The 17,754-nt window shown below is 64.1% G+C and carries 14 protein-coding genes and 1 pseudogene; 11 read left to right on the top strand and 4 right to left on the bottom strand.

Annotated features, from left to right (window positions below; translation table 11 throughout):
* The first annotated feature begins 38 nt into the window (after nucleotides 1–38).
* Nucleotides 39–821, top strand: a complete 783-nt coding sequence (locus ACW2Q0_RS05250; RefSeq protein ID WP_457186705.1) for an IclR family transcriptional regulator — start codon at nucleotides 39–41, stop codon at nucleotides 819–821.
* A 187-nt stretch (nucleotides 822–1,008) separates the two neighbouring features.
* Complete coding sequence (locus ACW2Q0_RS05245) at nucleotides 1,009–2,331, top strand: family 1 glycosylhydrolase (RefSeq protein WP_457186703.1); 1,323 nt, start codon at nucleotides 1,009–1,011, stop codon at nucleotides 2,329–2,331.
* On the opposite strand, the gene ACW2Q0_RS05240 is transcribed toward ACW2Q0_RS05245, so the two are convergent.
* Nucleotides 2,318–3,469: a helix-turn-helix transcriptional regulator gene (locus ACW2Q0_RS05240; protein ID WP_457186701.1), complete on the bottom strand. Its 1,152-nt coding sequence runs from the start codon at nucleotides 3,467–3,469 to the stop codon at nucleotides 2,318–2,320. The genes ACW2Q0_RS05245 and ACW2Q0_RS05240 overlap by 14 nt on opposite strands.
* 260 nt (nucleotides 3,470–3,729) lie before the next feature.
* Here ACW2Q0_RS05240 and ACW2Q0_RS05235 point away from each other — a divergent pair, with 260 nt between their 5' ends.
* Nucleotides 3,730–4,071, top strand: a complete 342-nt coding sequence (locus ACW2Q0_RS05235) for a hypothetical protein (protein WP_457186699.1) — start codon at nucleotides 3,730–3,732, stop codon at nucleotides 4,069–4,071.
* A gap of 110 nt (nucleotides 4,072–4,181) precedes the next feature.
* Here ACW2Q0_RS05235 and ACW2Q0_RS05230 read toward each other — a convergent pair whose 3' ends face one another.
* The gene (locus tag ACW2Q0_RS05230) at nucleotides 4,182–5,711 is read right to left on the bottom strand and encodes a phytoene desaturase family protein (protein ID WP_457186946.1); all 1,530 of its coding nucleotides are present in this window, start codon (nucleotides 5,709–5,711) and stop codon (nucleotides 4,182–4,184) included.
* 170 nt (nucleotides 5,712–5,881) lie between these two features.
* On the opposite strand from ACW2Q0_RS05230, the gene ACW2Q0_RS05225 reads away from it, so the two are divergent.
* Together ACW2Q0_RS05225 and ACW2Q0_RS05220 are read left to right on the top strand one after the other, a co-directional pair.
* A complete protein-coding gene (locus tag ACW2Q0_RS05225; RefSeq protein WP_457186697.1) occupies nucleotides 5,882–7,441 on the top strand; it encodes an amino acid permease in 1,560 nt (519 codons plus the stop codon).
* 218 nt (nucleotides 7,442–7,659) lie between these two features.
* On the top strand, nucleotides 7,660–8,415 hold the full coding sequence (locus ACW2Q0_RS05220) for a glycoside hydrolase family 19 protein (protein WP_457186695.1): 756 nt from the start codon (nucleotides 7,660–7,662) through the stop codon (nucleotides 8,413–8,415).
* 42 nt (nucleotides 8,416–8,457) lie between these two features.
* On the opposite strand, the gene ACW2Q0_RS05215 is transcribed toward ACW2Q0_RS05220, so the two are convergent.
* Nucleotides 8,458–9,072: a dihydrofolate reductase family protein gene (locus tag ACW2Q0_RS05215; RefSeq protein WP_457186693.1), complete on the bottom strand. Its 615-nt coding sequence runs from the start codon at nucleotides 9,070–9,072 to the stop codon at nucleotides 8,458–8,460.
* Between the two features lie 83 nt (nucleotides 9,073–9,155).
* A pseudogene (locus tag ACW2Q0_RS05210) lies at nucleotides 9,156–10,355 on the bottom strand (PucR family transcriptional regulator); the annotation flags it as partial.
* Between the two features lie 140 nt (nucleotides 10,356–10,495).
* Between ACW2Q0_RS05210 and pruA the strand changes: the two are divergent.
* The 6 genes from pruA (at nucleotide 10,496) to ACW2Q0_RS05180 (ending at nucleotide 17,746) form a co-directional block, all read left to right on the top strand.
* Nucleotides 10,496–12,142, top strand: coding sequence for an L-glutamate gamma-semialdehyde dehydrogenase (pruA, locus tag ACW2Q0_RS05205; protein ID WP_457186691.1), 1,647 nt, complete (start codon nucleotides 10,496–10,498; stop codon nucleotides 12,140–12,142).
* Nucleotides 12,142–13,101, top strand: coding sequence for a proline dehydrogenase family protein (locus tag ACW2Q0_RS05200; RefSeq protein WP_457186689.1), 960 nt, complete (start codon nucleotides 12,142–12,144; stop codon nucleotides 13,099–13,101). Before pruA ends, ACW2Q0_RS05200 begins: the two co-directional genes overlap by 1 nt.
* A 314-nt stretch (nucleotides 13,102–13,415) precedes the next feature.
* Entirely contained in the window at nucleotides 13,416–14,216 is an 801-nt protein-coding gene (locus ACW2Q0_RS05195; RefSeq protein ID WP_457186687.1) for an NAD-dependent epimerase/dehydratase family protein, read from the top strand.
* A gap of 131 nt (nucleotides 14,217–14,347) precedes the next feature.
* Nucleotides 14,348–15,724, top strand: coding sequence for a sugar porter family MFS transporter (locus ACW2Q0_RS05190; RefSeq protein ID WP_457186685.1), 1,377 nt, complete (start codon nucleotides 14,348–14,350; stop codon nucleotides 15,722–15,724).
* Nucleotides 15,721–16,731 carry a lactonase family protein gene (locus ACW2Q0_RS05185; protein ID WP_457186683.1) on the top strand — a complete coding sequence of 337 codons (1,011 nt, stop codon included), beginning with the start codon at nucleotides 15,721–15,723 and terminating at the stop codon, nucleotides 16,729–16,731. The genes ACW2Q0_RS05190 and ACW2Q0_RS05185 overlap by 4 nt, the downstream gene beginning before the upstream one ends.
* A 124-nt stretch (nucleotides 16,732–16,855) precedes the next feature.
* A complete protein-coding gene (locus ACW2Q0_RS05180; RefSeq protein ID WP_457186681.1) occupies nucleotides 16,856–17,746 on the top strand; it encodes a LysR family transcriptional regulator in 891 nt (296 codons plus the stop codon).
* Nucleotides 17,747–17,754 lie beyond the last annotated feature (8 nt).

Genomic DNA, 17,754 nt, shown 5'->3' with positions numbered 1-17,754 from the left:
CCAAGACACCGAGCCGAAACCGGCTTGGAGAAAGTGATATGGGAACGAGCAGCGATATCCCGGCGCTGCGGCGCGGCCTGGCCGTGCTGCAACTGATGGCGACCCGGGCCGGACCGGTCTCGGCGTCCACGATCGCGCGCGAGCTGGATATCCCCCGCTCCACCACCTATCACCTGCTGGCGGAGTTGGAGCAGGCTCGCTTCGTCACCCGACTGCCCGCCGAACGGCGCTACGGCCTGGGTATCGCCGCCTTCGAACTGGGTTCGGCCTATCTGCGCCACGATCCGCTGGAGCGGGTCGCCGGGCCGCTGCTGCGCGAGTTGGCCGGACGCGTCGGGCACAACGCGCACCTGGGCGTTCTGCACGGCAATGAGCTGCTGTATCTGATCAAAGAACGCCCGGTGCGCCCCGAAACGCTGGTGACCGACGTCGGGGTCCGGTTGCCCGCGCAGCTCACCGCGTCGGGCCGGGCGATTCTGGCGCATTTGCCCGCTGCTCATGTGCGCGCACTGTTCCCGTCGACCGCGACCTTCGTACGCCGCACCGACCGCGGGCCGACAAGCCTCGCCGCGCTGCGCACCACTTTGGCCGCCGAGCGGCGGCGCGGTTGGGCGAGCGAAGACGGACATGTCACCGCTGGATTCGCCTCGGTCGCGTATGCGGCATTCGATCACGACCACCGACCGATCGCGGCGATCAGCGTGACGCTGCGGCACCACTGCGAGCAGATCCCCTGTGTTGCCGATTGGTCCGATCTCGCAGTGCAGGTGCGGTCCACTGCTGACGAGCTCACCCGCCGCATCGGCGGTCGGGTGAGCTGATTCGACAGCGAATAGATAGCAATCTCCCTCTCGGGAGAAACTTCAGCTATTTCGCCCGCAATCGCGACACACCGATCGGCTGCCCGGAATCGAGCAATCCGACCGTTACGCTGACGGATCATCGACTGGGACCGATACCCCATCCGGTGACGCACGACCAACAGCGCCGGATGGGGACAGGAGTGCGATGCGAACACCGATGCGCCGACGCGCCCTGGTCGGGCTCGCGATCATCGCGACCGCCCTACTGCTGACCGGTCTCGCCATGCCGACCGCACAGGCGACCATCGCACCGTTCGGCCGGGAATTCCTCTGGGGCGTCGCATCATCGGGCTTCCAATCCGAAGGCCATGCGCCGGACAGCAATTGGATTCGCTATATCGAATCCGGCAAGGCTGGGGACGACTACGAGAATTCGGTCGACTTCGACCAGCGCTACATCTCCGACATCAACCTGGCCGCACATCTCGGAGTCCGGGTGTACCGGATCGGTATCGAATGGGCGCGGGTCCAGCCGCAACCCGATGCCTGGGACGAGGCGGCGTTCGGCCTCTACGACAACGTGATAGCGCGCATCCTGGCGGCCGGTATGCGCCCGATGCTCACCCTGGATCACTGGGTGTATCCCGGCTGGGCCGCCGACCGCGGCGGCTGGCGCAATCCCGGCATGGTGGAGGATTGGCTGGTCAATATGCGAAAGGTGGTGAACCGCTATGCCTCTCGCAATCCGCTGTGGGTCACCTTCAATGAGCCCGCCGCCTACATCGGGACCGAGCTGCGCATCGGCGCCATCACACCGGACGAGGCGCCCGCGATGCTGGACCGAATCGCTCAGGCGCACAACGCGATCTATGACACCATCCATCTCGAGCAGCCCGAGGCACAGGTCACCAGCAATCTCGGCTATGTCGCGGGCGCCGAGACCGAGGTGAATCAACCGATCGTGGACCGGATCGCCGATAAGCTCGATTTCATCGGCGTCGACTATTATTTCGCGCCGGTGCCGGAAACGAATAGAGCGATGCAGGGCGGCTCGAACGAGGGGCCGGCGATCTGGGAACTCCCGATTCACACCGAGGGCATCTACTACGCATTGCGCCATTACGCGCAACTGTTTCCCGATCGCCCGCTGTATGTCGTGGAGAACGGCATGCCCACCGAAGACGGTAAACCGCGCGCCGACGGTTACACCCGCAGCGATCATCTGCGCGACACCGTCTACTGGATCCAGCGCGCCAAGGCAGACGGCATGAACGTCATCGGCTACAACTACTGGAGCCTCACCGACAACTACGAATGGGGCAGTTACACACCACGATTCGGCCTCTACACCGTCGACGTGCGTACCGACCCGACCCTGGCCCGCAATCCCACCGACGCGGTCGATACCTACCGCGGCATCATCCGATCCGGGGGTGTTCCCACCGGTTACCGCCCAACCCGCGCACCGGTCGAATGCGAACTGGTCGACCCACCCGACAGTTGCGACGAAACCGTCAGCGTTCCCTAGCCGAGTTTCCGCCGTCACCCGCTGGTCCCGCAATCTCGTCCATCAGCATGCGGAGTGTGAGCGAGTGCTTCTCGGGTGGTAGTGCGTCGAGCGCGGCGCGGGCGAGCTTTACGCCTTGGTCGCGGTCGCCTGCACGAACCAGCATCAGGCCACGATGCATGTCGAGGTGGGTTGCGAATCGTGGCAGCTCGGGCGGCAGCTCGCTGCGAGCGTCGGTCTGCGCCTGCACGGCGATCTTCTCATCGCCCATACGGGCGGCCAGCAAGCTCAGGAAGACGTTGACGCGCCACCACGGCACCGCGTAGTCGGATGTCTGCTCCTCGCTGTAGGACACGTCGAACTCACGGCGGCCGGTGTCGATCAACTCTCGCACGGTCCGGGCGTCGCCCCGGATCGCTGCCGCGTGGGCCTTCCCCCAGATCGCATTCAAGCGCCCCAAACTATGCCGGTCACTGATGGCTAGCGCCTGGTCAGCGAAGTGTTGCGCCACGGGCAGCGAAGCGCCCTCGTAGCCAAGCGCGATAGCGGCCCGGCCGCGCACCCACACCCGAATGTCTGCGTCGTCGGATCGGTCGGCAGCCTCAGCAGCCATCCGATACCACGAGATGGCCTTGTTACCGTCGCTACCCGGATATGTCTTCGCGAACAGGGTCATCAGACGGGCCGCGACAGCCCACATGCGCGGCGAGTCCAATTGCTGTTGCAGCACAACCAGATCGGCGGCCAAACGTTGCTGTATCCGAGCTGCGCCCTGACTCATATAGTCGGTACCGTACTGAGCGAGCTTCGCCTCCCACACATCCACACTCGGGCCGGTCGAGTGCAATCGCGTCGAAAACCCCTGCGACAGAAGATCAGAAGCCACCACCGGCGCTATCGAGGTAGCGGCGAGATGCGATAGGAATTCTCGACGGTTCACGTCGCCCTCCAATAGTTCCAGCGGGCAATCCAGCACCGTCGCAAGATGACTCAGCCAAAACGGCGACGGCTCGGTTTTGCCCGACTCCCAATGCCGCGAGATGTATTCGCGGGTCATGTTGTACCCCGACACCTTGGACAGCTCGCTGGCAAGTTTGCCCTGACTCCAACTCTTAGCAACACGCAACTGTTTGATCAGTGTTCCCGTGGTCGCCGACATGTCATTAAGCCTGCCATCAAACCCGTCCCCGGCGCGCCCCCTGTGCAGAGGATGCCACCCCCGATACCACTAGCGCCGATTTCGGGCTTCGGAAGCCTCCTGGGGTGCACACCACATGCCACTGTCTTGCCACTCCTGCCCCACCCCGACAAACCGGAACGCTTTCATATAGGCCCCGACGCCGGGATGCCGCGCCGACACGTTTCCCCGGCGTCGGGAGCCACACCAATTAACCGATCGAACCGCAGAGGTGAACACGGGTGGGCTTCAACTGGTGGCGCGACGCCGAACCGGAACCGAATACCAACGAACCCTTGAACAGCGCCGACTGGGTTCCCGCACAACAGATCCTCGAGCGCATACGCAGCGAACAACAACGCCAAAAAGTGCTAGCCGAAGACGCCCGCAACGCAGACGCGGGCATGTGGCCCAACGGGTGGCCCCACGAACCACCCGACCAGCCATTGAGCGTGCTGGAAGCACACCAAACGATGCAACGCCACCGAGGATGCCGCACCGACGGATGCCCGCGCAAAGCCGCCGCGTTCGCGGTGCTCGTGGAGTCCGGAAAGGTCCGACCGGACCCCCGACGCGCCCACTGACAAAACTCCCGCAGCTCTCGCGGACAAAAGAATAACAATTGAAGGGAATGATCATGATACGTAACATAATTCGCGGCCTTGATCTGCCGTTCTCGTCGACCAGCGAACCGTCAGTGCGTTTCGAGGACTGCCATGGCGGCATTGTGGCCGGGGATGCCGCTCACGCCACCTCCACGTACGGCACCCGCCCCGCACAGGAAGACATTCGGCACATCTGTCGCCACACCCCAGCGGGCCGCGGGAGTATCGGCGTCGTCGACACGGTACGGGAAGGCCAGGTCCCGGTGGAAGATATGGCCGCCGGGCAGAGCCACCTCACGTTCCAGGTCGACCGGTGACTTGGCCTCGATACAGGGCGCACCGTTCTCGTCGAGGGCAAGGCAATCGGCAAGGGGTTCGGCCAGTACCGCATCGAGTTGGGCGAGCGCGCCGTTAACCGCCACAGCCTTCGCCGCCTCCGGATCATTCTCGAAAAGCCGTGCCGGAGTGTGTAATCCGAACAACGTGAGGGTGTGCAGATCGGAGCCGGGTGCAAGGATCGAAGGATCGGTCAGGGTGTGACAGTAGATCTCCGATGGCGGGGCCGACGGAATTCGCCCGTCGGCCGCCTCGCGATATGCCTGCTCCAATTGCGAATACGATTCGGCGATATGAAACGTCCCGGCGAAGGCCTCACGCGGATCTGTCGAAGCGTCGCGCAGCTGCGGTAACCGCCGCAGCACCATATTCACTTTCAGTTGGGAGCCTTCGGGTTCCGGCTCCCCCGGCATGCCGAGCAGTTGCGCGAGTTCATGCGGTGCCGCATTGACGAGCACATGCCGCGCCTCGACCACACCGTCCGCAAACCGCACTTCCGCGGTGACATCGTCGGATTCGACCTCGCTCACCGCGCAGCCGGTGATCAGCTCCGCACCGGCGGCGCGGGCCGCATCGGCCAGCGCGTCGGTGAGCGCGCCCATACCGCCGATCGGCACATCCCAGTCGCCGGTGCCACCACCGATCACGTGGTAGAGGAAGCAACGGTTCTGCCGCAACTCAGGATCGTGCGCATGGGTGAAGGTCCCTATGAGTGCATCGGTGAGCACGACTCCGCGCACGGTGTCGTCGGCAAAGGTGGACTCGACGGTCTCCCCCAACGGTCGCTCGAACAGCGCCGCCCAGACGGCAGGATCATCGACAACCCGCTCGAGCGCCGACCGGGTCGGCAGCGGTTGCGTCAGCGTCGGAAACACGCGCTGAGCGAGCCGCCCGGTCGCACCATAGAGCTGCCGCCACGCCCGGAAATCCCGATCCGATCCGGTGAGCCGGATGAAACTCTGCCTGGTTCGGGCCCCGGAACCGGTATCGATCAGCAGTCCACCGTCCCCGACCGGGGTATATGACGAGATCCGCCGACGCCGCGTGGCGAACCGCAATCCCAGTTCCTCGATGATCTGGCGCGGCAGCAGACTCACCAGATACGAATACCGGGACAACCGCGCATCGACGCCCGGAAAAATCCGCGCCGAGACCGCGACCCCACCGGTGTGTTCCTGCCGCTCCAGCACCAGCACCGAACGCCCGGCTCGCGCCAGGTACGCGGCGGCCACCAACCCATTGTGACCACCACCGACCACCACCACGTCATAGGAGGAGCGCATCGGTCGCATCCGTCCTGCCTACCACGGATCCGCGATTCGCGTCCGGAATGTGCGATTGCCGAGAAGTTACCTCCCGGTTTCCATATTTCCCTGCGATTGACCAGCACTCACTTCACACTGAGCTTCTGGCAAACGCTGTATGAGGGCGGCGTTTTCACCCGGGAGCGATCATGACCGAAGCCACCGCACCATCCGATGACGAGCGGCGCCTCGCCGAACTCGGCTACAAACAGGAATTGACCAGATCCTGGTCGGGATTCTCCAACTTCGCCATCAGCTTCACCATCGTCTCCATCCTGACCGGCGGTTTGGCCAGTTATGGCATCGGTCTGGCCAACGGCGGACCGATCACCATGGCGTGGGGCTGGCCGCTGGTCTCGGTGATGGTGTTGTTCGTCGGCCTGGCAATGGCCGAATTGGCTTCGGCCTACCCGACTTCCGGCGGCCTGTACTGGTGGGCGTCCGAATTGGGCGGTCCGGTCTGGGGCTGGTTCACCGGCTGGTTCAACCTGATCGGGCAGATCGCGGTGACCGCCGCCATCGACTACGGCGCGGCCATCTTCACCACCGCGGTGCTCAATGTGATCGGCATCGATATCGGAACCGACCGCACCGCAATCTTTTTGGTCTTCACCGCGATCCTGGTCCTGCACGCCGTGCTCAACGCGATCGGCCCGCATCTGTCCGCGGTCATCAACAATATCTCGGCCTGGTGGCATGTCGGCGGTGTGGCGATCTTCGTCGTCATCCTCGGTTTCGGCGCGAGCCACCATCAGAGCGTCGGCTTCGTCTTCACCGAAACCGTCGACAACAGCGCGGTCGGGTTCGGCGGGGTGGCATTCAGCTTCCTGCTCGGATTGCTGCACGCGCAGTACACATTCACCGGCTACGATGCGTCGGCGCATATGTCGGAGGAAACTCACGATGCCGCGCGCACGGCGGCCAGGGGCATCATCAATACCATCATCGTGTCGGCCGTCGCCGGGTATCTGCTCATCATGGCGGTGACCTTCGCCATTCCGAATCTCGACGATGCCCTGGATCCGGCGAAGAACAGCGGCTATCCGGTGATCTACATCCTGGAGAATTCGCTGAATTCGTTCTGGTCCGGTCTGTTGCTCGTCATCGCCGCGATCGCGCAGCTGTTCTGCGGTTATGCCTCGGTCACCTCGGCCTCGCGCATGCTGTTCGCCTTCTCCCGCGACGGCGCGGTGCCGGGATCGGCCTATTGGTCGCGACTTTCGGTCCGCAAGGTGCCGGTACACGCGGTGCTGTTCATCTCGTTCTTCGCATTCGTCCTGTTGATTCCGTCGATGCTCGTACCCGCGGAAAACGCGCCGACCGCCTACGCGGCGGCCACTTCCGTCGCGACCATCGGCCTCTACATCGCCTACGGTATTCCGATCCTGTTGCGCCAGTGGCACGGCAGCCGATTCCATACCGGCCCTTGGCAACTCGGACCCTGGTATCGACCGGTTGGCATTATCGCGCTGATCTGGATCGTGCTGATCAGTCTGTTGTTCATTCTGCCGACCGATGACCGCGGCTATCCGTGGAACAGCGAATTCACCTGGAACACTGTCAATTACGCACCGATCACGCTGGTCGGTGTAGTCGGTGCGATCGGCATCTGGTGGCTGGTCTCGGCCAAGCGCTGGTTCACCGGTCCCAAGCGCACCGTCGAGGACGCCCCACCCGCCGACGAACCCGAGGCCGCCGCCAACGCTTAACCCAAGAGTGCCAAGAGTTCCCGGCGAAGAGCGGCGGACGCCTCGATCTGCGAACGGCCACGGCGGTCGACCATCACTACCCCGCGGCAATTGAACGGCCTCTTCGACCGCCCCGATCCGAACTTCGCGATCGTCACCCAGTGAACGCCGGTGGGCTGCCCATGCGTGGGGAGTCGAGGCCGCGATCGGACTGAGCCGATTGTGCCAGAATCCCGCGAATGGGCTCCCAGTACGATCCGATCACCGGTGATTGTTGGGGCGGAGCCCAATATGGACTGCTACCGCCGAAAGCGCAGAAGTCGTCCGTATCACCGGTAGTGGCCGAGGCGCGCGAGCAGATCGACAAGCTCGCCGCCCCGTCCGCCGCTTCGGGCGCCGTGCAACGCGCGGTCGAATTGGCTCGCACAGCGTTTCGATTCATGCTCGACCAACTCGGTACCGGAAACCCCACCGATTTGCCCGAATTCCCCGACACTCCCAAAAGCACGCTGGGGAAGTACCTCCCCTACCTCGACCAGGCGATGCGCGACTACGGGATCGACACCCCTGAGCGTGCGGCCGCATTTCTCGCGCAGGTCGGGGTGGAGACCGACGATCTGAAAACCCTCGAAGAATACGGTGACAAGTCCTACTTCGAACGGAATTACGGGTCGCGTAACGACCTCGGAAACGAGCGGGCCAGTGACGGTACCGCATTCCACGGTAGAGGCGCCCTGCAGTTGACCGGCCGCACCAACTATCGGAACGCCGGTAATGCCCTCGAGGTCGATTTCGTCGAAGACCCCGACAAAGCCAAAGACCCTGAGTACGCGTTCGCCACCGCGGGATGGTATTGGGATTCCAAGGATTTGAACGCCGACGCGGATAAATCAGATATCGACGCGATCACATATGCGATCAACGGCGGTAGCAACGGTAGTGCGGAGCGCCGGGAGAATTACGACCGCGCGCGCAAGGTCCTCGACGCGGAATGATCGGGTGGCACCTGGTCACGAAACCATATGCCACCCAAAGCATCAATCCTCTTGGGGCAGAAACTGTTTCGCGTACTCGTACCCTTCGGTACCTGCGGCCGCCGCCTTGGCGTAAACCAGATGCACGACACCGGTTTTGAAGGTGTTGGACGAAAGCAGTTCCAGCGGAAGCGGGGCGTCGGTCTCCTCGAACAGTCGCAGGCCCTTGCGCACCGCGATCGGGTGCACCAGCAGGTGCAGTTCGTCCAGGAGCCCGACCTCGAGCAACTGACGGACAACCGACACCGATCCGCTGATGCCGATGGGTGCGTCGCCGGGCTCGTTCTTCAGCGCCGTGACGGCTGCCACCAGATCACCGTTCAACACCTCGGAATTGCGCCAGGTAAAGGTCAGATCCTGATGGGAGACCACGATCTTGCGCGCGTCGCCGAGCCTCTCGGCCATTTCGGCGTCCACATCGCCCGCGAGCTCGCGTTCCGGCCAGGCGCTGGCGAAACCCTCGTAGGTCTTGCGGCCGAGCAGCAGTGTATCGGCGGCGCCGAGCTGGCCGTCGACGGCCGTGGCCATCTCCTCGTTGAAGTACGGGAAGTGCCAATCCTGGGGATTCTCGACTACGCCGTCGAGTGCGATGAACAGTCCCGCGGTGATTTTCCGCATCGGTCTCTCCTTGGTCGGTGGTTGATGCCGCGTCACCAGATCAGACGGACCGGAGCCGGATAAATCATCGCTCGCGGGCTCGCCTATTCGGGCGATCGGCGATGTAGAGCGAGTTGGAGTTCGAGCAAAAGACGATCGGCGGGATCGGTGAGATCCATGCCGAGAATGTCCTCGACCCGACGGATCCGGTAGCGCAGCGTATTCGGATGCACCTGGAGTGCCGTCGCGGCATTGCGCACATCGCCGTGTTCGCGCAGATAGGTCTCGACGCTCCCGCACAGGTTCGCGGAGTGCTTGCGGTCGTAGTCCAACAGCTTGCGCAACCGCGGATCGTGCAGTTGCGCCCGTGCGCCGACGAGGTCGAGAATTTCACCGAGCAGTACCGCGGTGCGTGATTCGGCCAGCGTGGTCACCCGGCCGCGCGGATAGGTCGCGGCAGTACTGTCGAGGACCCGGTCCACCTCGGAGCGCGCACCCGCGACATGGGCCAGATCCGGAACGGGACATGCGATGGCGGCGCGCAATTCGAGCTTCGCCTCGAGTTGTTCGACCAGCTGACGGGTCCACCCGGTCACCGTATGCGCCGATCGATACTGCGGCAGCAGCACATACACCCGGTCGCCGACGACGGTGGTCACCGAATCACCGCGAAATGAGCTGGCCCGCAAGCGAAGCATATCGCCGAGGGCGGCGGGCGATTTCCCACCGGGTGCGACTCCGAAGCCGACTACCGCGGCCGGACCGGTCAGTGGCAGATTCAATGCACTCGCCACCGCAGGCACATCGGCGGTGCCACCATCGGTTCCGAACAGCCGTCGAATCAGCAGTGCCTCGGTGGAGGGCGCGTCCAGACTGCGCGAAATCAGCCGGGCGGCAATGGCCGAGGCACCACGCAGGATCTCCGCGGCTTCCGGTTCGAACGGCCGCTCGCCCTGCTGCAGCCAGATCGCGCCGAGTAGCCGGGGTGCACTCGCCTCACCATGGTCCCGAATGCTCACCACCAGGCGGCGCTTGATATCCAGCTCTTCGTGCGCCGGTATGTCGATGACGTCGTCGCAACCGCGCAGCCGATCGAAGACGCCCCACTCGCGCAGCACCCGCAGATAGTCGCGCGGCCCCTCCCGGCCGAGGATGGACAGCACCCGTAGCTGGTCGGCCGCCTGATCGGATGCCGAATACGCGAGCACATGCGATTGCGGGTCCTCGATGGACACCATTCCGCCCGCGTTCTGGGCGACCATCTGCGCCAATCCGAACAGGTCCAGGTCCGCGGCCGTCAATTCACCCTCGCCAGCCACGACCGCTGCCCACTTTCATACGACTCGCCAATCCGGTCATCCCATCTTTGTCCGCTTGTCCGATTCTGCGGGCTGTTTTGCCGTGTTGACTTCGGCTCACCGTCATATACCAGCAAGGAGGACTCATGGACGCCATCATGTCCACGCCACGCCCGGCCAACGAGCCGGTCGGCGCCTTCGCACCGGGCAGCGCCGAACGCGCACGATTGCGGGCGAAGCTGACCGAACTCGCCGGCACACCGACCGAGGTCCACCATGTCATCGGCGGCGAGCACCGCCGCACCTCGGGTAAAAGCATCGACATCGTGCAGCCGCACAATCATGCCGCCGTTCTCGGCACCCTGACCGTCGCCGAGGCCCGCGATGTCGAGGATGCGATCGCGGCGGCCGCGGCCGCCGCACCGGGCTGGCGGGCGCTGTCGTTCGACGATCGCGCCGCGATCTTCTTGCGGGCCGCGGATCTGCTCTCCGGCCCGTGGCGCGAAACCGTCTCCGCCGCAACCATGTTGGGGCAGTCCAAGACCGCGTACCAGGCTGAGATCGATGCACCGTGCGAACTGGTCGATTTCTGGCGCTTCAATGTGCATTTCGCCCGGCAGATCCTGGCCGAGCAGCCGATCTCGACTCCGGGTGTATGGAACAAGGTCGAATACCGCCCGCTCGAGGGTTTCGTCTACGCGATCACCCCGTTCAACTTCACCGCGATCGCGGGCAATCTGCCGACCGCGCCCGCCCTGATGGGCAATACCGTCCTGTGGAAGCCCTCGCCCACCCAGGCGGTCGCCGCCTATTGGACGATGAAACTGCTGGAGGCCGCCGGACTGCCGCCCGGTGTCATCAATATGGTGCACGGCGCGGGTCCGAACATCTCCGATGTCGCGCTCACCGATCGCCGCCTGGCGGGCATCCACTTCACCGGTTCGACCGCGACCTTCCAGCATCTGTGGCGTTCGGTCGGAATGAATATCGCGGGCTACAACACCTATCCGCGCCTGGTCGGTGAGACCGGCGGCAAGGATTTCGTCCTGGCGCACAGCTCCGCGGATCCGGACGTGCTGACCACCGCGCTGATCCGCGGCGCCTTCGACTACCAGGGCCAGAAGTGCTCGGCCGCCTCGCGGGCCTTCATCCCGAAATCGGTGTGGGCCCAGATGGGCCGCGATCTCATCGATAAGGTCGGCTCGCTGAGCTACGGCGATGTCACCGACTTCGCGCATTTCGGTGGCGCGGTCATCGACCGGCGCGCCTTCGATCGCAATGCCGATGCCATTGCCCGCGCCAAGGCCACGCCGGGCCTGACCATCGCGGTGGGCGGACATGCCGACGACAGCGTCGGATATTTCGTCGACCCGACCATCCTGCTCGGCGACGACCCCACCGACAAAGCGTTCAGCACCGAATACTTCGGCCCGATTCTGGCGGTCCACGTCTACGACGATTCGGTCCCCGGATCCTTCGATGCGGCCCTCGAACTGGTCGACGGCGGTTCGGCCTACGGCCTGACCGGCGCGATCATCGCCGACGACCGCAATGCGGTGGCCACGGCGACCGAAAGCCTGCGCTTCAGCGCGGGCAACTTCTACATCAACGACAAACCCACCGGCGCGGTCGTCGGTCAGCAGCCCTTCGGCGGATCCCGCGCGTCGGGCACCAATGACAAGGCCGGTTCGCCGCAGAATCTGCTGCGCTGGACCTCCGCCCGCACCATCAAGGAAACCTTCGTCCCGCCGATCGAGCACACCTATCCGCACCAGGCGCCCGAGGAGATCTGATGGCCATTTCCGGTCTGCTTCGCCCAGCCGTGCTGGCCGCCTCGCGCTCACCGCGCATGGAGCGCACCGTCACCCGCATGTCGACGACCAAAAAGGTGGTGGACCGTTTCGTCGCCGGTGATTCCGAGCCCGATGCGATTGCGGCCGTTTCGAATCTGCTGAGTTCGGGTCGATATATCACCGTCGACTACCTCGGTGAGGACACCACCGATATCGAGCAGGCACGCGCTACTGTGGCGCGCTATCTGTCACTGCTGTCATTGCTCACGGTATTGCGCGAGTCCGGAACGATTGGTCCACTGGAGGTTTCACTCAAACTCTCGGCGCTCGGCCAAGCCCTGCCCGCGGACTGTCGTGCGATCGCCCGCGAGCACGCACACCAAATCTGTAGCGCAGCGGCGGAAGCGGGGGTGCTGGTGACCATCGACGCGGAGGATCACACCACCACCGATTCCACCCTGTCGATCGTGCGGGAGTTGCGCTGCGAGTTCCCCTCGCTCGGTACCGTCCTGCAGGCCTATTTGCGGCGCACCGAGGCCGACTGCCAGGAATTCTCCGGTCCGGGATCGCGAATTCGCCTGTGCAAGGGCGCATATCGGGAACCCGCGTCGGTGGCGTATCAGAGCCGGGCCGAGGTCGATCAGTCCTATCTGGACTGCCTGCGAGTGTTGATGAAAGGTGACGGCTATCCGATGGTCGCCACCCATGATCCGGCACTCATCGAGGCCGCCGGGGTGTTTGCCGGAGCAACCCAGCGCACCCCGGACGATTTCGAATTCCAGATGCTCTACGGCATCCGCGATGCCGAACAGCGCCGACTCGTCCGCGAAAGCCGACACGTCCGGGTCTACGTGCCCTATGGCGATCAGTGGTACGGCTACTTCATGCGCCGACTCGCCGAACGCCCGGCCAATATGGCGTTCTTCCTGCGCTCACTGCGACCGGGCAGCCAGCACTGATCCCCAGCTCGGCGGCCTTGCGGGCAATTTGCCGGCCGCGACGATAAATGGCCTGCACGGAAAGCTGAACTCGACGCGTGCACGAAGCACGGCGAGGACATGACAGAGCGAAATTGGCAATCAACCGATGCTCCAGTGGCATCGGTCGATACAGAAACGGTCTTGGACAGGCATCAGTCCAGAGCCATACCCTTCTGACACGTTCGAGCGGAAGTGACCTAACCCACAATTCCGCTCGCGCACAGGAGGAAGCCAATGTGTGGATATAGCTGTTCTGTCGGCATTTTCGGCGGTATGAGCGAAACCGATGCCGCATGACTGATCACCGGATTCTCATTACCGGCGCCGGGGGCGGTATCGGCACGCTGATGCGGCCGCGCCTACGGCGACCCGATCGGGTACTGCGGCTGCTGGATCTGACCGAACTTCCCGCGCCGACCGCAGGCGAACGGGTCGAGTTCGTCACCGGATCGCTCACCGATCCGGCCATCATGGCCGCGGCCTGCCGGGATGTGGATGCGATCGTCCATCTCGGCGGGATCAGCCGGGAAGACAGCTGGGACAACGTACTCGCTGTCAATATCGATGGCACGCATGCGGTTTTGGAGGCGGCGCGGCAGGCCGGTGTCGCGCGGGTCGTGCTCGCCTCGAGCAATCATGCCGTGGGTTTCCGCGCCGTGGGCGATGAACCGATTTCCGGTGACGCCTCGCCCCGACCCGATACCTATTACGGTGTCAGCAAAGTGGCCGTCGAGGCGCTGGGCAGTCTCTATCACTCCCGATTCGGTATGGATGTGATCTGCGTTCGGATCGGCTCCTGCTTCGAACGTCCCCACGACGCGCGCGGGCTGTCGATGTGGTTGTCCCCCGATGATTGCGCGCGATTATTCGAAGCCTGCCTGGCCGCCGAACGCCCCGGCTACCGGGTGATATGGGGCGTCTCCGCCAATACGCGTGCGGTCGTATCCCTGCGCGAGGCCGAAGAACTCGGCTACCGGAGCCGCGATGATGCCGAACAGTTCGCCGCCGATATCGCCGCTGTCGGCGATCCCGGTCCATGGCTTATCGGTGGCCCGTTCATAGAAACTCCACTCGGCAAACCGAATCCGCTCTGACCGCCACCGAAAACGCATCATCCGATACCCAGACGGCATCGCCTTTCTCCGAAATTCACACCATCGGCATGTGACGCTGATGAAAATTTGCTCCAGCGCGAAAGAAGTGCAGCACAATGCAATTAAAAAATATGACGACCGCACCGAAATCGGCACTCGCGTCCAATGTCAAATTTCTCTATTTCTTCGGCGCGCTCGGCGGCATTCTCTTCGGCTACGACCTCGGGGTCATCTCCGGTGTGCTGTTGTTCATCAAGAAGTCCTGGCAGCTGTCCTCGGTGACGCAAGGTGTGATCGGCGGCTGCCTGGCCGCCGGCGCGGTGATCGGCGCGGCCATCGCCGGACGGATCACCGATCGGCTGGGTCGGCGACGAACCATCATGGTGGCGGCCGCGGTCTTCGCGGTCGGCGCACTGGGCTGTGCGCTCGCACCCGATGTGGCGGTGCTGGTGATCGCCCGTTTCATTACCGGTATCGCAGTGGGATGTTCGTCGGCGACCGTACCCACATACCTGTCCGAACTCGCCCCGACCAGGGCACGCGGTGCCCTGTCGACATTGAACCAGCTGATGATCGTGTCGGGCATCCTGATCGCCTACATCGTCGACTGGGCGCTGTCCGGCAGCGGGAACTGGCGCATGATGTTCGCGGTCGCGGCGATTCCCGCGGTGGTGCTATTGGCGGGCATGTCGACGCTGCCGGAGACGCCGCGCTGGCTGGTTCATGCCGGGCGCGAGGAGCAGGCGCGGGCCGTGCTTGCCGGTACCCACCGCGCCGATGAGATCGAAGCCGAGATCAGCAGCATTCGCTCGGTTATTCGATCCGATGAACAGCAGAAGGGGCGGCTGCGCGATCTTTTGGCGCCGTGGGCGCGGCCCGCGTTGGTGGTGGCGCTTATTCTGGCTGTCGGACAACAGTTCTCGGGTGTCAATGCGGTGAATGTATACGCGCCGACCATGTTCAAGGATCTCGGATTCGAAAATTCGACCTCACTGTTGGCGTCCATTGTGCTCGGTGCGATCAAGGTGGCATTCACGGCCTGGGTGATCTTCGTCGTGGACCGTTGGGGCCGAAAGCCTTTGCTGCTGCTCGGCAATGTTTGTATGGCCTCGTCGCTGTTCCTGCTCGGTGCCATTGTGCTCGGCGTGCACAATCACGCTATTACCGGCCTGACGACCCTGATTCTGCTCAATGTCTACCTCGCGGGTTACGAATTGGGCTGGGGCGCGGTGGTGTGGGTGATGATGGCGGAAATCTTCCCGCAGCGGGTGCGCGGTGTCGGCATGGGCGTCGGCAGTGTCGTGCTGTGGAGTTCGACCTTCGCCATCACCTTCCTGTTCCCGGTGATGAATGATCATCTCGGACTCGGTTATTCGGCATGGATCTTCGCCGGAGTCAGTGTGGTGATGTTCCTGCTGGTGCAGCGGTTCGTACCGGAGACCAATGGACGCAGTCTGGAGCAGATCGAGTTGGAGTTGCGGGCCCGGGTCAGCGGTACGTCCGCATGAGCGTGGCCTGCGCGGTCTATGTTTCGAATGCCGACAGTCGCGACATCTCGGTGCTGCGACTCGACGACGACGGTGCATTGACGCTCGTCGAGTCGCGGCCGGTGGACGGGGCGGTAATGCCCTTGGCGATGAGTCCGGACCACCGGTACCTCTACGCATCACTGCGCTCGGCGCCCTTCGCGGTGGCGGTGTTCGCAATAGATCCGGCGACGGGGCGGTTGACACCACTGTCGACCGCACCATTGCCGGACAATATGGCCTATCTCGCGACGGATCGAAGCGGGCGCTACCTGCTCAGCGCGTCGTATTCGGGCCACAAAATCGCCGCCCATCCGATCGCGGCCGATGGCGTCGGAGCGCCGATCGCACTGGAATCGACTCCGCCACATGCTCATTCGATACTCACCGATCCGTCGAACCGCTATCTGTTCGCGGCTTCGCTCGGCGGTGATGCGATTCTGCAGTACCGCTTCGATGCCGGAACCGGGCGGTTCACGCCGAATGAGCCGCCGCTGGTCGAGACCGCACCCGGCGCCGGTCCGCGGCATCTCGTATTCCATCCGTCCGGCTCGTTCGCCTTCGGGACGAATGAGTTGGACGGCACGGTGAACAGTTACCGCTTCGAATCCGCCACGGGCACACTGACTCTTATTGCCTCTGCATCGGTCCTGGCGCCGCAGTCCAATTGGGTCCCCTGGACTTCGGAGCTGCGCGCCACACCCGATGGCCGCTATCTGTATGTCGCCGAACGGACTTCGAGCACGATCACCGGATTTCGCATCGATCCGATGGCCGGGCTGCTCGATCCGCTCGGATCCACACCTACCGAGACCCAGCCGCGCGGATTCGCCATCGATCCGAGCGGGCGGTTGCTGGTGGCCGCGGGGCAGCGGTCCGATCGCGTCATGAGCTACGCCATCGATCCCGCGACCGGCTCGCTCACCCCGCGACAGCGGCTCGACGTCGGCCGCGACCCCAACTGGGTCGAGATCATCGCTCTCCGATGAATACCTTCGAGGTATCGGTTGATGCCGAATTAGCGTTGGACGAGTATCAGTACCGAGTCATAGCCTGCGGAGAGCGCAATCTGCGGGCGAGGCGGAGTGCACGCCCCAACGCAGGAGGAGAACGATGTCGATGCTGTCGCTGGAGCAGGTCCGCGGCTTCGTCACGGTGGCTGAGGAGGGCAATTTCCGGCGGGCCGCCGAACGCCTGCGCATGACGCAGCCCCCGCTGAGCCGCCAGATCCAGAAGCTCGAGCGCGATATCGGCGTGGACCTGTTCGACCGCACCCAGCGCCAGGTCCAGCTGACTGCGGCCGGAGAGGTCTTCCTGACCGAGGCGCGCCGCCTGCTTGCCCTGGCCGGTGCGGCGCCTGGCACCGCGCGCCTGGTCGCCGCAGGCGGCGCGGGGACGGTGCGGATCGGATTCACCGCGGCGTCGGGCTTCGGCTTTCTCGGCCGGTTCTTGAATCACGTCGAGGGCGGACTCGACCGCGTCGAGATCGTACTGCGCGAGATGGTGAGTTCCGACCAGTTCGAGAACCTGCGCAGTGGCAGCCTCGATCTGGCGCTGGCCCGCCCGCCGTTCGACCGCACCGAATTCGATTCACGGCTGGTGCACTCCGAGGACTTGATCCTGGCCGTACCGCAACAGCACAAGCTGGCCGGGGACGATCCGATCGCGATCGAGGAACTGGGCGGCGAAACGCTGCTGGTGTACGCGCCGGGACCGGCCCGCTATTTCGCTGATCTGGTCTCCGGCATCCTCGCTGCCGTGCCCTACACCGCCACCCACGAACTCACCCAGGTGCACACCATGCTCGCGCTGGTGGCCGCCGGACGCGGCCTGGCCCTGGTACCGGAAACCGCCACCCATCTGCATCCCGACGGCGTGCGGTTCCGGCCGCTCATCGGCGTCGAGGATCCTGTTGTCCTGCACGCGATCTGGCGGCGCGACTGCGCCAATCCGGCGCTGCACCGAGTCATCGAACTGCTCGATTCGCTGCCGCCCGCGCCCTGAAAGGAACG

The sequence above is a fragment of the Nocardia citri genome (genome assembly GCF_054065835.1).
The sequence above is the reverse complement of the archived record's forward strand: the minus strand, read 5'-3'. Positions and strand labels throughout refer to the sequence as shown.

Bases quoted from the DNA above. Each gene is read 5' to 3' on its own strand.
- ACW2Q0_RS05250 (WP_457186705.1), top strand. From the start codon at position 39: ATGGGAACGAGCAGCGATATCCCGGCGCTGCGGCGCGGCCTGGCCGTG.
- ACW2Q0_RS05245 (WP_457186703.1), top strand. From the start codon at position 1,009: ATGCGAACACCGATGCGCCGACGCGCCCTGGTCGGGCTCGCGATCATC.
- ACW2Q0_RS05240 (WP_457186701.1), bottom strand. From the start codon at position 3,469: ATGTCGGCGACCACGGGAACACTGATCAAACAGTTGCGTGTTGCTAAG.
- ACW2Q0_RS05230 (WP_457186946.1), bottom strand. From the start codon at position 5,711: ATGCGCTCCTCCTATGACGTGGTGGTGGTCGGTGGTGGTCACAATGGG.
- ACW2Q0_RS05225 (WP_457186697.1), top strand. From the start codon at position 5,882: ATGACCGAAGCCACCGCACCATCCGATGACGAGCGGCGCCTCGCCGAA.
- ACW2Q0_RS05220 (WP_457186695.1), top strand. From the start codon at position 7,660: ATGGGCTCCCAGTACGATCCGATCACCGGTGATTGTTGGGGCGGAGCC.
- ACW2Q0_RS05215 (WP_457186693.1), bottom strand. From the start codon at position 9,072: ATGCGGAAAATCACCGCGGGACTGTTCATCGCACTCGACGGCGTAGTC.
- pruA (WP_457186691.1), top strand. From the start codon at position 10,496: ATGGACGCCATCATGTCCACGCCACGCCCGGCCAACGAGCCGGTCGGC.
- ACW2Q0_RS05200 (WP_457186689.1), top strand. From the start codon at position 12,142: ATGGCCATTTCCGGTCTGCTTCGCCCAGCCGTGCTGGCCGCCTCGCGC.
- ACW2Q0_RS05195 (WP_457186687.1), top strand. From the start codon at position 13,416: ATGACTGATCACCGGATTCTCATTACCGGCGCCGGGGGCGGTATCGGC.
- ACW2Q0_RS05190 (WP_457186685.1), top strand. From the start codon at position 14,348: ATGACGACCGCACCGAAATCGGCACTCGCGTCCAATGTCAAATTTCTC.
- ACW2Q0_RS05185 (WP_457186683.1), top strand. From the start codon at position 15,721: ATGAGCGTGGCCTGCGCGGTCTATGTTTCGAATGCCGACAGTCGCGAC.
- ACW2Q0_RS05180 (WP_457186681.1), top strand. From the start codon at position 16,856: ATGTCGATGCTGTCGCTGGAGCAGGTCCGCGGCTTCGTCACGGTGGCT.